General features: G+C 76.0%; 11 protein-coding genes and 1 pseudogene. 4 read left to right on the top strand and 8 right to left on the bottom strand.

The features are described 5' to 3' along the window. The first annotated feature begins 121 nt into the window (after window positions 1-121). Window positions 122-886 (top strand): hypothetical protein, encoded by a 765-nt coding sequence (locus ACZ63H_RS14865; protein WP_469865115.1) that lies wholly within the window; start codon window positions 122-124, stop codon window positions 884-886. A 121-nt stretch (window positions 887-1,007) separates the two neighbouring features. Here the strand turns inward: ACZ63H_RS14865 and ACZ63H_RS14860 are convergent, their stop codons facing one another. Further along, window positions 1,008-1,712, bottom strand: coding sequence for a GntR family transcriptional regulator (locus tag ACZ63H_RS14860; protein ID WP_469864929.1), 705 nt, complete (start codon window positions 1,710-1,712; stop codon window positions 1,008-1,010). 180 nt (window positions 1,713-1,892) lie between these two features. Between ACZ63H_RS14860 and ACZ63H_RS14855 the strand changes: the two genes are divergently transcribed. Both ACZ63H_RS14855 and ACZ63H_RS14850 read left to right on the top strand, forming a co-directional pair. Continuing rightward, entirely contained in the window at window positions 1,893-2,735 is an 843-nt protein-coding gene (locus ACZ63H_RS14855; RefSeq protein WP_469864927.1) for a (2Fe-2S)-binding protein, read from the top strand. A 241-nt stretch (window positions 2,736-2,976) separates the two neighbouring features. Continuing rightward, window positions 2,977-4,023 carry a DUF2637 domain-containing protein gene (locus ACZ63H_RS14850; protein WP_469864925.1) on the top strand — a complete coding sequence of 349 codons (1,047 nt, stop codon included), beginning with the start codon at window positions 2,977-2,979 and terminating at the stop codon, window positions 4,021-4,023. Window positions 4,024-4,093: 70 nt separating this feature from the next. Here the strand turns inward: ACZ63H_RS14850 and ACZ63H_RS14845 are convergent, their stop codons facing one another. The 4 genes from ACZ63H_RS14845 to ACZ63H_RS14830 all read right to left on the bottom strand — a co-directional run bounded on the left by ACZ63H_RS14845 (window position 4,094) and on the right by ACZ63H_RS14830 (window position 9,451). Continuing rightward, window positions 4,094-4,567 (bottom strand): ATP-binding protein, encoded by a 474-nt coding sequence (locus tag ACZ63H_RS14845; protein WP_469865113.1) that lies wholly within the window; start codon window positions 4,565-4,567, stop codon window positions 4,094-4,096. 300 nt (window positions 4,568-4,867) lie between these two features. Further along, on the bottom strand, window positions 4,868-6,610 hold the full coding sequence (locus ACZ63H_RS14840) for a pyruvate dehydrogenase (RefSeq protein WP_469864923.1): 1,743 nt from the start codon (window positions 6,608-6,610) through the stop codon (window positions 4,868-4,870). Window positions 6,611-6,678: 68 nt separating this feature from the next. Beyond that, window positions 6,679-7,857 carry a protein phosphatase 2C domain-containing protein gene (locus ACZ63H_RS14835; RefSeq protein ID WP_469864921.1) on the bottom strand — a complete coding sequence of 393 codons (1,179 nt, stop codon included), beginning with the start codon at window positions 7,855-7,857 and terminating at the stop codon, window positions 6,679-6,681. 319 nt (window positions 7,858-8,176) lie between these two features. Next, entirely contained in the window at window positions 8,177-9,451 is a 1,275-nt protein-coding gene (locus tag ACZ63H_RS14830) for a GDSL-type esterase/lipase family protein (protein WP_469864919.1), read from the bottom strand. Between the two features lie 193 nt (window positions 9,452-9,644). Between ACZ63H_RS14830 and ACZ63H_RS14825 the strand changes: the two genes are divergently transcribed. Beyond that, complete coding sequence (locus ACZ63H_RS14825; RefSeq protein WP_469864917.1) at window positions 9,645-9,887, top strand: hypothetical protein; 243 nt, start codon at window positions 9,645-9,647, stop codon at window positions 9,885-9,887. A 36-nt stretch (window positions 9,888-9,923) separates the two neighbouring features. On the opposite strand, the gene ACZ63H_RS14820 is transcribed toward ACZ63H_RS14825, so the two are convergent. From ACZ63H_RS14820 to rsgA, 3 genes and pseudogenes are all read right to left on the bottom strand, one after another. After that, window positions 9,924-10,412, bottom strand: coding sequence for a methylated-DNA--[protein]-cysteine S-methyltransferase (locus ACZ63H_RS14820; protein WP_469864915.1), 489 nt, complete (start codon window positions 10,410-10,412; stop codon window positions 9,924-9,926). Window positions 10,413-10,477: 65 nt separating this feature from the next. Next, window positions 10,478-11,875, bottom strand: a complete 1,398-nt coding sequence (locus ACZ63H_RS14815) for a bifunctional transcriptional activator/DNA repair enzyme AdaA (protein WP_469864913.1) — start codon at window positions 11,873-11,875, stop codon at window positions 10,478-10,480. Window positions 11,876-11,927: 52 nt separating this feature from the next. Beyond that, window positions 11,928-12,335, bottom strand: a pseudogene (gene rsgA, locus ACZ63H_RS14810) (GTPase RsgA); the annotation flags it as partial. Between the last annotated feature and the right edge of the window lie 100 nt (window positions 12,336-12,435).

Here is a 12,435-nt window from a genome sequence, read left to right as displayed (position 1 = left end):
CCCTACTTTGTGAAATTTTTCACCCGTCCTCTTGGCCGGGCCGGGCGAAGGGTGCTGGAATGCGGCCACCACTCAACAGCTCGATGGCGCGCATGGGGAGGGCAACGTGGCGCACACCGCCATGTCCGGTGACGGAACGACCCCTGACGATCCTCTCCAGACCGCGGTGTGGCGGCTGCGCAGCCGGGCCTGCTGGGCCGACGCGGCGGCCCTGCTGCCGGCCGACCGGGCCGCCCCGGCGTTGCAGCGGGCCGCGCTGCTGGTCGAGCGGTGCCTGTACACCGAGCGGGGCTGGGCGGAGGCGGAGGACGCGCTGCGCACGGCGGAGGCGCTGGCGCACGACGACGAGGAACGGGGGGCCGCCGCGTGCGAGCGGGGCCAGCTCGCCTACACGGCCACGCTGCACGGCGTCCGCGACCGCGCGGACGAGGCGCGGGCCGCGCTGGGCCGGGCGGCGGCGCTGATCCCCCCGGGGTCGCCGGAGCGGGCCCTGCTGGACTTCCGCCGGGGGCTGGTCGCGGAGAACCTGGCCCGCTCACCGCAGGCGGCGCGCGCCGCGTACCGCCGGGCGCACGCGGCGGCGGGGGCGCGCGCGGATTCCCTGCTGCTGTCCTTCACCTGGCGGCACCTGGCCGGACTCGCCCTGCGGGACGGGGAGTTGGCCGACGCGCGGCACGGCTTCGCCGAGTCCCTGCGGATCCGGGAGGAGCTGGGATATCTGGTGGGCACGGCGCCGGCGCTGGTGTCCCTGGCCGACACGGAGGACGAACCGGAGGCGTCCCGCCTGCGCGAGGAGGCCCGGCGCCTGTTCCGCCTCCTGGGGGGCGTGCCGACCTGGCTGGCGGGACAACTGGCCCCGCCGGCACCGGGGGCGGCGACGGCGTAGGGAGGATGACGGGGCATCGGGCGGGGGGACCGGGTGCGTGGCCTCGGGCGGGGTCGGGGACCTGCTCGCGCGGGTCCGGGGGCGTCCGGGGCACCCCGGGGGCGCGGGGAACCGCGAGGGCTCAGCCCGCGCCGGCGAAGTGCTCGCGCACCAGCCCCCGCACCACCTCCACGTCCCCGACTCCCAACGCGTCGAGCAGCGCCACGTGTTGCGCCGCGTCGGCGACCAGGTCGGCCCGTCCCCGCCGCACCGGCGGCCACTGCGCCCGCCGGTGCAGGTCCTCGGCGATCCGCACCAGTTGCTCGTTGCCCGCCAGGGCGAGCAGCGCCCGGTGGAAGGCGCGGTCGGACTCGGCGTACGCCGCCGGGCAGCCCGTGGCCGCCACGCGCACCGTCTCCTCCGCCAGCGGCCGCAGCTCGGCCCACCGCTCGGCCGGCACCGTGCGCGCGAGCCGCATCATCACGGGCACCTCGAGCAGCGCCCGCACCTCCGCCAGCTCGGCCAGCTCGCGCGCCCCGCGCTCGAGCACCCGGAAGCCGCGGTTGGGCACGACCTCGACGGCGCCCTCCAGCGCGAGCTGCTGCATGGCCTCCCGCACGGGCGTGGCCGAGACGCCGAACCGCTCCCCGAGCGCCGGCGCCGAGTAGACCTCGCCCGGCCGCAGGTCGCCGGTGACCAGCGCGGTGCGCAGCGCGTCCAGGATCTGCCCGCGCACCGAGGAGCGCCGTACCGCGTCCCGGGGCAGCGGAACCGGCCGCTCGGCGTACGGGTGCTCGTCCCGGGCCGCGACCGGCTTGCCCGGGGAGCCCTGCACGCCCTGCTTCACGGGTCCTCCTGGCGGCTTGTCGGTACTTGGGGTCATTGACGACGGGTTGTCGGTTGTCCGTCAAGCACCTTAGGCGCACGGGGCGGCAGGTCAAACTCCGGCGCGACTGAGTAAGGTGAGCCTTACCTCTACTGTCCGGTCCGTGACCACGGACGCCCCGAAGGATCGGTGGTTCCGCCCATGCCCGCCGCGACCTCGCCGCTCACCGCCGCCTACGACCGCCTCGCCGCCGTCTTCCCGGGGCTGAGGGTGACCGAGCTGGGCCCGGACGATGCGGCGCCCGGCGGCCCGGGCTGGGTCGAGGCCGCCGCCCTCGCGGCGGGCGGCGCGGCCCTGGACACCTTCCTGGCCTGGGACGCGGCCCAGGTGGAGCGGGACTACGGCCGTCCGGCCCGCCCGGACGTCGTCGCGAGCTTCGGCCTGCACCGCTACGCCTGGGCGGCCTGTCTGCTGATCACCGTCCCGTGGTTCCTGCACCGCCGGGTGCCCCGGCTGCCCGTGACCCACGTCGGCCACGACCGCACGACGGGCCTGATGGCCGTGCGCCTCCCCGTCTCCGTGGCCTGCCTGCCGGACGATCCCGCCGCCGCGCTGCCCGGCACGGCCGTCGTCCCGGACGAGGAGGCGCTGCGGGCCGAGGTGCGCTCGGCCCTGGCCGAGCACCTGGAGCCGGTGCTCGCGGCCTTCGGGCCCCGGATGCGGCGGCGCGGGCGCGCGCTGTGGGGCATGGCGACCGACGAGGCCGTGGAGGGCCTGTGGTACGTCGCCGGGCTGTTCGGCGAGGAGGAGGCGGACCGGGCCGTGCGGGAGCTGGAGCTGCTGCTGCCGGGCACGACCCCGCCGTACGCCGGCTCGGCCGGGTTCCGGGTGCTGACCGCCGCGGACGGCGCGCCGCTGCGCACCCGGGACCGGGCGAGCTGCTGCATGTTCTACACCGTCCGCCCGCAGGACACCTGCGTGACGTGTCCGCGCACCCGGGACGGCGAGAGGATCGCCAAGCTCACCACCATCGCGGCCGGTTGAGGAACCTCCCCGGCCGGGCACAACTGCCCCACCCCGCACGGGAACTTTTGCCGGAACCATCCGTACGGGTAGTCTGTTCGAACTCAACTCCCGACTCTCACGCGGCAGTTCGAGCAGAACGCCGTCCCGGGCATCCCTCGCGCACTTCCTTGGCGGCCTCTTGCCCCGAAACCCCCTGAGGGACGTCGGGAATGGGCCACTATGGCGGGCGTTACGCCCTATCCCCATGCAAGGGACCCTGATGAGACTGACCGACATATCGCTGAACTGGCTGCTTCCGGGCGCCATCCTGCTCCTGGGCATGCTGGTGGCAGTGGCGGTGCTCGCGCGCGGCAAGCGCTCCGCCGGGGAGAACGCGAGCGCAGACGACTCCTGGGAGCGCAGCGAGGAGCGCCGCCGGCGCAAGGAGGCCCTCTACGGCACCGCCTCCTACGCGCTGCTGTTCTGCTGCGCGGCGGTGGCGGCGGCCCTGTCCTTCCACGGCCTGGTCGGCTTCGGCGAACAGAACCTCGGGCTGAGCGACGGCTGGCAGTACCTGGTGCCGTTCGGCCTGGACGGCGCGGCGATGTTCTGCTCCGTCCTCGCCGTGCGCGAGGCCAGCCACGGCGACGCCGCCCTCGGCTCCCGGATACTCGTGTGGCTGTTCGCCGCGGCGGCGGCCTGGTTCAACTGGGTGCACGCGCCCCGCGGGGCGGGCCACGCCGGTGCTCCGCAGTTCTTCTCCGGGATGTCGCTGTCGGCCGCCGTGCTCTTCGACCGGGCGCTGAAGCAGACCCGCCGGGCCGCGCTGCGCGAGCAGGGCCTGGTGCCGCGCCCGCTGCCGCAGATCCGGATCGTGCGCTGGGTGCGGGCACCCCGCGAGACCTTCCGGGCCTGGTCGCTGATGCTCCTGGAGGGCGTGCGCAGCCTGGACGAGGCGGTCGAGGAGGTCCGCGAGGACAAGCGGCAGAAGGAGCAGGCCCGGCAGCACCGGCGCGACCAGCAGCGCGTGGAGCGGGCCCGGCTGAAGGCGATCAGCCGGGGCCACCGCGGCCTCGCCGGCCGGGGTGCCGGCCGGCAGGTCGAGGTGCAGCCGGTGGAACGCGCGGCGGCCCCGGCGCCCACCGCGGAGCCCGCCATATCCACCCCGGAGCCGCTGCCCGTACGCGCCCGGCCCTCGCTCCAGCCGGTCCGCGGCGCGACTGAGCCGCTGACCGTCGACCTCACGGCCGAGGACGACACCATGGCCCTGCCGCGCCTCGACTCCCTGGAGCGCAAGCTCAAGGACCTGGAGAAGCAGCTCGGCTGACCGCGTGGCACGGCCGCGCAGCGCGGGGCGGGGCGTGACCGGTGGGGTCGTGCCCCGCGCCGGGGGCCGCTCAGGCCGCCTCGGTGCCCAGTTCGAACCACACCGACTTGCCCACCCCGTGCGGTCGTACCCCCCAGGCGTCGGCCAGGGACTCGACCAGCACCAGGCCCCGGCCGTGGGTGTCGTCGTCGGTGTCCGGGACGTGCACCTCGGGCTTGCGGGCCACGAAGTCCCGTACCTCCACTCGCAGTCCGTCCGGTTCCAGCACGGCCGTCAGGACGGCGTCGTGGTCGGTGTGGACGAGCGCGTTGGTGACGAGTTCGCTGGTGAGCAGTTCGGCGATCTCCGAGCGGCCCGGTTTGCCCCAGTGCCGCAGCAGTTCGCGCACCGCCCGGCGGGCCTCCGGCACCGCCCTGAGGTCCGCCCGGCCCAGTCTGCGCCGCAGCCGTCGCGCGTCGTCGGTGATGGTGTCGGTCTCGTCCCCCGCTGTCGCCGAGAAGGCCCCGATGGTCACGGGACCGCCCCCTCGCGCCTGCCTCTTCATGGCCCCCGCCCGCACGCCGCCGAGTCCCTGCCCCTCCTGGTCGAACACGTTCACGGGGGATGCTTGCCCAGCGGACACCGGGGCAGTCCTGACGTATGCCCGATGACCGGCGGTTCGGCCATATCCGCACAGCGTCCCCGCCGCCCGGGGCGCCGCTCCGCCGCCACGCACCGGGCGCCACGGACGCCGCAGGACGCCACGGACGCCCCGCGACGGCGGCCCGGCCCCGTCCGGCACCGGTGGTCGGCGCTCCGTCACGCCCCGTGAAACTGGCCGAAATGCGCTCCCCCCTGGGGGCGCTTACGGGCGTGGCACGTTTCGCAGGTTGGATCGGGCCATCTGGAGCATCCGGCCGACCCCGCCGTCCAGCACGATCTTGGAGGCGGACAGCGCGAACCCGGTGACCATCTCGGCGCTGATCTTGGGCGGAATGGACAGGGCGTTGGGATCGGTGACGATGTCCACCAGGGCGGGCCCCTTGTGCCGGAACGCCTCCTTGAGCGCCCCGGCGAGCTGCTTGGGCTTCTCCACCCGGATGCCGTGGGCGCCGCACGCCCGGGCCACGGCGGCGAAGTCCGGGTTGGTGTTGGCGGTGCCGTACGAGGGCAGGCCCGCGACCAGCATCTCCAGCTCGACCATGCCGAGGGAGGAGTTGTTGAACAGCACCACCTTCACCGGCAGGTCGTACTGCACGAGCGTCAGGAAGTCGCCCATCAGCATGGAGAAGCCGCCGTCCCCGGACATGGCGACCACCTGCCGGCGCCGGTCGGTGAACTGGGCGCCGATGGCCATCGGCAGCGCGTTCGCCATGGACCCGTGGGAGAACGAACCGATGATCCGGCGGCGGCCGTTGGGGGTGATGTAACGGGCGGCCCAGACGTTGCACATCCCGGTGTCGACGGTGAACACCGCGTCGTCGGCGGCCACTTCGTCCAGCACGGCGGCCACGTACTCGGGGTGGATCGGGACGTGCTTGTCGACCTTGCGGGTGTAGGCCTTGACCACGCCCTCCAGCGCGTCGGCGTGCTTCTTCAGCATCCGGTCGAGGAAGCGCCGGTTCGTCTTCTCCTTCACCCGCGGGATCAGGCACCGCAGCGTCTCGCGCACGTCACCCCAGACCGCGAGGTCGAGCCGGGAGCGGCGGCCGAGCACCTCGGGCCGCACGTCGACCTGGGCGATGCGCACGTCGTCGGGCAGGAAGGCGTTGTACGGGAAGTCGGTGCCGAGCAGGATCAGCAGATCGCACTCGTGGGTGGCCTCGTAGGCGGCGCCGTAGCCCAGCAGACCGGACATCCCGACGTCGTACGGGTTGTCGTACTGGATGTACTCCTTGCCCCGGAGCGCGTGGCCCACCGGTGACTTGATCTTGCCGGCGAACTCCATCACCTCGGCGTGCGCGCCGGCCGTCCCACTGCCGCAGAACAGGGTGACCTTGCCGGCCGCGTCGATCATCTCCGCCAGCCGGTCGATCTCGGCGTCCCCGGGCCGCACGGTGGGCCGGGAGGTGACGAGGGCGCTCTGCGCGGCCTTCTCCGGGGCGGGCTCGCCGGCGATGTCCCCGGGCAGCGAGACCACGCTCACCCCCCGCTGGCCGACCGCGTGCTGGATGGCGGTCTGCAGCAGCCGGGGCATCTGCTTCGGGTTGGAGATCAGCTCGCTGTAGTGGCTGCACTCCTGGAACAGCCGGTCCGGGTGGGTCTCCTGGAAGTAGCCGAGCCCGATCTCGCTGGACGGGATGTGCGAGGCGAGCGCGAGCACCGGGGCCATGGAGCGGTGGGCGTCGTACAGGCCGTTGATCAGGTGCAGGTTGCCGGGGCCGCAGGAGCCGGCGCAGGCGGCCAGCTTCCCGGTGATCTGGGCCTCGGCGCCGGCGGCGAACGCGGCGGTCTCCTCGTGGCGCACATGGATCCAGTCGATGGCGGCGTTGCGGCGGACGGCGTCCACGACCGGGTTGAGGCTGTCGCCGACGACGCCGTAGAGGCGGCGCACTCCCGCGCGGACGAGGATGTCGACGAACTGCTCGGCTACGTTCTGTTTGGCCATGGCTCGCGTGTGCCCCTTCGCTCCCGGAATACGGCCCTGCCGTTCCCATCAATCCACAGGGGCCGCGGTTACGCCTCCCACACGACCGCCGCCGTACGGTCGTCGGCGTACCCCTTCACCCGCAACCGGGCGTCGGCGAGGAAGGCGGCGAGGCCGGGCGGGGTGCCGCCGGACCAGCGGCGGGCCAGGCGGGCGCGCAGGGCGTCCTCGTCGCGCAGCGGCTCGGCCAGGCCCGCCGTGCACAGCACCAGCACATCACCCGGGCGGGCTACCGAGGCGCGGAACCGGAACGGCGGGCGGGGCGGGCCGGGGACCGAGCGGCCCGGCCGCCCCGCGCCCGGGTCCATGGTGAGCCGGTCACCGTCGGCGGCCCGCTGTTGCGGCGCGCCGAAGCCGTCGGCACCGTCGGCCGTCGCGCGGGGCTCGATGTCCTGCCAGGCGCCGTCCCGCAGCCGGAACAGCCCGCCGTCGCCGACGCCGAAGAACACCCGGACGCGGCATTCCGGGTCGGCGGGCAGCAGCAGGCAGCGCAGGCTGCCCGGGACCGCGCCGGACGCGGCGTTCCGTCCGGCGGCGTCCGTGTGGAGCCTGCCGAGACCGCGGTCGGCGAGCCGGCGCAGCCCGGCCTTCAGGTCGCCGCGCCGGGCCGCCCGGACGTCCTGCGCGAGCCGCTGGTGGCTGCGGCCCACCGCCCGCGCGATCTCCCGGCACGCCTCGGCCGCCGCCAGGTGCGCGCCCGGCACGGCCCGGGCACCGGCCGCCATCGCCACGAGCACCAGCGCCCGGTCGCCGGTCCCGAACCGCGCGACGAGCAGCGCGTCCCGGCGCGGCTCGCCCCGGTAGCGCGCGGAGTCCCCGCGCAGCGACACGGCCCGCAGCGTGCACGCCCCGTACCGGGCGCCGTCCAGCACGGTGTCCGGGACCAGTTCGTCCGGCGCGTCGGGGTCGGCGGGCGGGAGGGCGGTGGGTTCGGGGTCGTAGGTGGGCGGCCCGGAGCCGACGTAGTCCGGGGTGTCGGCGGGGGCGACGGGGTGGCCCGGGAGCGGGGGCCGGGGCCGCTCCGGTTCCGGGGGAGGCGACGGATCCCGGGGGCGCGGCCGTTCCGCCACGGTGTTCCGCGCCGAGGCGAACCGGTCGTCCAGGGAGTCGGGCGCCTGCGCGGGACCCGTGTCCGGCGTGACGCCGTCGTACAACTCCCCCCACCAGTCGTCGTCCTGACGAGCGGGACTCGCACCCTGCTGGCTCATGCCCCCGATTGTCCACCGCATGGGCCGCCGGAGAACGGCGCACCGGGAAAATGCGGCGCACCGCCCGGCCCGAACAGTGTGTCGAGCGAGGTCGGGAACAGCGGCGCGGCGCGCGGTCGTTGGCCGCCGGGCGGCCCCACCCCCCACGGGAGGACCGCCCGGCGACGTTCGAGGTGGCCCGGCCCCGGATCCCCTCACACGCGCCACACACGTCCGGGGCCGGGCCACGACCCCGGCCGGGTTCCCGGGATCGCGTCCGTGAATCAGGTCAACGGCCGTGCGTGCGGGGGCTGCTGTCACCTCGGCAGACGCGCCGCCGTCACGGCGACGGTGTGAGGCGGCGGCTTGGCGCCGTGGCCGGCACGGTGACGGTGGGTGGGACGTGACCGGTGGACCGCAGGAGGCCCGCGGGCCGGTGGGTCAGGGCGTGGTGGACGGTGTCGGCCACGGCCGCCATGCCGGCGTCGTTGAAGTGGAGATGGTCGCCGGGGTCGTAGGCGGGCAGGATGCGGGCGGGGTCGGCCGGGTCGCGGACGGCGGCGTCCGCGTCGGCCACCGCGTCGAAGGCGCCGCCGGTGCGGATGAAGGCGTTCACCCGCAGCCGTACCGCCTCGCCGGCCGGGGACCAGGCGGGGTAGCCGCCGTACGGGGTGAGGGTGACGCCGACGACCGGAACGCCCCGGGCGTGGGCGCGCGCCACCAGGACGCGGTAGGCGTCCGCGTAGGCGGCGGGGTCGTACGCCTCCGGGGTGCCCTTGATGTCGTTGATGCCCTCGAAGACGACCAGCGCCCGCACCCCGGCCCGGTCCAGCGCGTCGGTGTCCAGGCGGGCGAGGGCGCTCGGTCCGGTGCCGTCGCGCAGCAGGCGGTTGCCGGCGATGCCCGCGTTGAGGACGCCGAGCCGGCGGTCGCGCAGCCGCTGGGCGAGCCGGTCGGGCCAGCGGCGGTTGGCGTCGGGGGTGGAGCCGTTGCCGTCGGTGAGCGAGTCCCCGAACGCGACGACGCTGCCGGCGGCGAACCCGCGGACGTCGACGCCGGTGACGTAGTACCAGCGGCCGGTGGTCAGGGTGTACGCGGTGCCGTCCTCGTCGGCGGCCCGGCCGGCGCCTGCCGGGGCCAGGTAGCTGGTCTGGAGGGCGGTGCGGTGGTAGGTGGCGGGACCGGAGTCCTCCGGGGTGTAGACCGTGACGAGCAGGTCGGCGGCGGGCGGCACGCGCAGCGGCACCGCGTCGGTGACCGCGTCCGCGCCCGGCGGGACGGTCGCCTCGGCGGCGCCGTGGAAGGTGGCGGTGCGCAGGGTGCCGGGCAGGGCGTCGGGTCCGGCCGCCCGGCGCAGCGCCACGGTGACCGCGCCGAGGCGGAGCGGCCGGGTCCCGAGCCGGTTGCTGAGCCGGACCCGGACGGCCGTGCCGCCGACGCTGAGGTGGACGACGTTGCGGACGGCGGTGCCGGGCAGCGCGGCGGCGGTGCCGGAGGGCGCGGTCTCCCAGCTGCCGGTCCAGGGCGGCGGGGCCGGCCGGGCGGCGGCCGGTGCCGTCAGGGCCGCCGACAGCAGCGGAAGGAGGACCGCGAGGACCCGTACGACCTTGGCCATGTGTGCCCGCCCTTCCACGAGGCCCTTCGCAGCCGAAGGTCCCACATCCCGGCCCGACACGCCGTCCCCCGCCCCCGGAACCACCCGTTCGGCGCAATCCCGCCGCCGGTCCGTCCACCGGTCCGTCCACCAGGGGACCAGGTGCACCGCCCGTTCAGGAGCCGTTTAGGGTCGGGGGGAGCAGCCGGGCCGCGTGGACCACGCAGGCCGGGGGGACGTCGCACGAGGGGAGAACGAGGCGATGACGGCGTGCGAGAGGTGCGGGCGGCCGGGACACCGTTGGCCCCGGTCCCGGTGCCGCTTCGGGGCGGACCGGGCGGACCGGGCGGAGACGACCGCGGACGTCGCCGAGGTCGTTGTGGAGACGGGGCTGCTCGGGTGGGCCGGGCGGGCCGTCGCGGGCGTGGCGCGGCTGGTGGTACGGGCGCTCGACTGACCGCACGCGCACGAGTGCCGCGGACGCGCACGAGTACTAGCGCAGGACGCCCTCCAGGGTGAGCAGCCGTACCTTGCGTTCCAGTCCCCCCGCGTACCCGGTCATCGCCCCGTTCGCGCCGACGACCCGGTGGCAGGGGCGCAGGATCAGCAGCGGATTGGCGCCGACCGCGCCGCCGACCGCGCGCACGGCGGCGCGGGGTGCGCCGACGCGGGCGGCGATCTCCCCGTAGGTGACGGTGGTGCCGTGGGGCACGTCGTCCAGCGCGGCCCACACCCGCTCGCGGAACGCGGTGCCGACGGCCCGCAGCGGCAGCCGGAACTCCGTCCGCTCGCCCGCGAAGTAGGCGGCGAGCTGGTCGGCGGCGGCCCGGAACGGCCCGGCGTCCGCCCGCCAGCCGTCCAGCACGGTCCGCCCGCCCTTCTGCCCGGGCACGGACAGCGAGGTGAGGGCGCCGTCCGCGTCCGCGGTGAGCAGCAGCGGCCCTACGGGGGCGTCCAGGTGGGTGTAGTACACGGTGGTCATCGGGCCGGTGTTCCTCACTTCTCGGGGTGCCGGGGGTCTGACGGGGCCGGGGCCGGGGCCGGGCTTCAGGGGATCCGCTCCCCCGCCACCCGCAGGTGCCGGACGGCGTACGAGCGCCAGGGCCGCCAGGCGTCGGGGAGGCCGGCGCCGGGCGGTGCCGCGTCGGGGTCGCCGAGGGCGCGGACGCGGAGGGTGGCGACGGTGTCCGGGTCCATGCCGGGCAGGGCGAGCAGGGCCTCCTCGGCGGTGTGCCGGTCGGCGCCCGGGTCCAGCCGTACCGTGCCGTCGGCGAGGGCGGCGGCGAGCGCGCCCAGCGGGCCGTCGGGCTCGGCCTCGGCGAGCGCGGCGGGCTCGGGGAAGAGGTGGGTGAGGCCGCGGTGCGGCGCGTCGAGCGGCTTGCCGTACCGGCGTGCCAGTTCCCCGGCGCCCTCGGGTCCTGCCAGGACGCGGGCGGCGGCCTCCAGGGGGTCCACGGCGCCGGGCGAGCGCAGCCCGGGGCGGGCGGCGACCAGCGGGGCGAGCCGGGGGTCGGCGCCGAGCCGTTCGTCGACGGCGTACGGGTCGGCGTCCAGGTCGAACAGCCGGCGCAGCCGCTGCACGGCGGTGGTGAGGTCCCTGGGGTCGGTGAGGTGCAGCCGGGCGTCGAGCCAGCCGCCCGGGTGGGTGCCGCCGCCGGTGCGTGCCGCGTGGCCGCGTTCCCGGACGGCGGCGATCCCGGTGCCGTAGGGCAGCCGCAGGGTGCGCCGGTAGGTGCGGGCGCCCGGCGCGCCGGTCACCTCCTCGACGCCGGGTACGGCCTCCCGGGCGAGCTGGTCGAAGACGGCGGCCGTCTGGTAGGGGCCGCGGTGGGCGAGCCGGAGCGGGATGCCCGCGCCGGGCGCGGCCCGGCGGGCGGCGCGGTCCCCGAGGGCGGCGGCCCGCAGCTCGGTCGGCGTCGCGGCGTACGCCTCGCGGATCGTGTCGTTGAACTGCCGCACGCTGGCGAACCCGGACGCGAACGCGATCTCGGTCACCGGCATGCCGGTGGTCTGGAGCAGCACGCGCGCGGTGTGCGCGCGCTGCGTCCGGGCGAGTGCCACCGGCCCGGCGCCCAGTTCGGCGGTGAGCTGCCGCTGGACCTGCCGGGCGCTGTAGCCGAGCCGCGCGGCGAGCCCGGCGACGCCCTCGCGGTCCACGACGCCGTCGGCGATCAGGCGCATGGCCCGGCCGGTGACGTCCGCCCGGACGTTCCACTCCGCGGAGCCCGGCACGGCGTCCGGCCGGCACCGCCGGCAGGCCCGGAACCCGGAGCCCTGCGCGGCGGCGGCCGTCGCGAAGAACCGCACGTTGTGCCGTTTCGGTGTGACGGCCGGGCAGCTGGGGCGGCAGTAGATCCCGGTGGTCTCGACGGCGAAGAAGAACACCCCGTCGAACCGCGCGTCCCGGCTGCGTACCGCCTCGTACCTGCTGTCCTCGTCCCTCACGTCTCCCAGTGTGGTCCCGGCCGCGGGGCACGGGCCAGCGGGAATCGGACGCCTAGCTCCAGCGTCCGCGCTTGGCCTCCATGGCCGCCCGGCCCTCGGCTCCCTTCCGCTTCCAGTCGCGGCGCAGTTCCGCGCGGACCCGGGCGTCGGTCTTGGCCGCGATCCACTGGTTCTCCCGCATCAGCTTGCGGTAGCTCTCCAGCCGCCGCTCGGGAAGCGCGCCGTCCGCGACGGCGGAGCGCACCGCGCACCCCGGCTCGCTCTCGTGGGCGCAGTCGTGGAACCGGCACCGCCGGGCCAGCTCCTCGATCTCGGCGAACACCTGCCCGACGCCCTCGCCGGCGTCGAAGAGGCCGACGCCGCGCAGCCCGGGGGTGTCGATGAGCACCCCGCCGGTGGGCAGGGCGAGCAGGTTGCGGGTGGTCGTGGTGTGCCGGCCCTTGCCGTCGACGTCCCGGGCGGGGGGGGGGGGGGGGGGGGGGGGGGGGGCGGGAGGGGGGGGGGGGGGGGGGGGGGGTGGGGGGGGGCTGGCGGGAAAGCAAAAAACCGAAAAAGAAGGG

It is taken from the genome of Streptomyces sp. NPDC104831, from assembly GCF_055583025.1.
Note: the sequence above shows the minus strand (reverse complement) of the source record. Positions and strands in the feature narration are given on the sequence as shown.

What these genes read in the sequence shown, in the direction of transcription:
- ACZ63H_RS14865 (WP_469865115.1), top strand. Translation starts at nt 122, where the DNA reads ATGTCCGGTGACGGAACGACCCCTGACGATCCTCTCCAGACCGCGGTG.
- ACZ63H_RS14840 (WP_469864923.1), bottom strand. Translation starts at nt 6,610, where the DNA reads ATGGCCAAACAGAACGTAGCCGAGCAGTTCGTCGACATCCTCGTCCGC.
- ACZ63H_RS14835 (WP_469864921.1), bottom strand. Translation starts at nt 7,857, where the DNA reads ATGAGCCAGCAGGGTGCGAGTCCCGCTCGTCAGGACGACGACTGGTGG.
- ACZ63H_RS14820 (WP_469864915.1), bottom strand. Translation starts at nt 10,412, where the DNA reads ATGACCACCGTGTACTACACCCACCTGGACGCCCCCGTAGGGCCGCTG.
- ACZ63H_RS14850 (WP_469864925.1), top strand. Translation starts at nt 2,977, where the DNA reads ATGAGACTGACCGACATATCGCTGAACTGGCTGCTTCCGGGCGCCATC.
- ACZ63H_RS14855 (WP_469864927.1), top strand. Translation starts at nt 1,893, where the DNA reads ATGCCCGCCGCGACCTCGCCGCTCACCGCCGCCTACGACCGCCTCGCC.
- ACZ63H_RS14830 (WP_469864919.1), bottom strand. Translation starts at nt 9,451, where the DNA reads ATGGCCAAGGTCGTACGGGTCCTCGCGGTCCTCCTTCCGCTGCTGTCG.
- ACZ63H_RS14845 (WP_469865113.1), bottom strand. Translation starts at nt 4,567, where the DNA reads ATGAAGAGGCAGGCGCGAGGGGGCGGTCCCGTGACCATCGGGGCCTTC.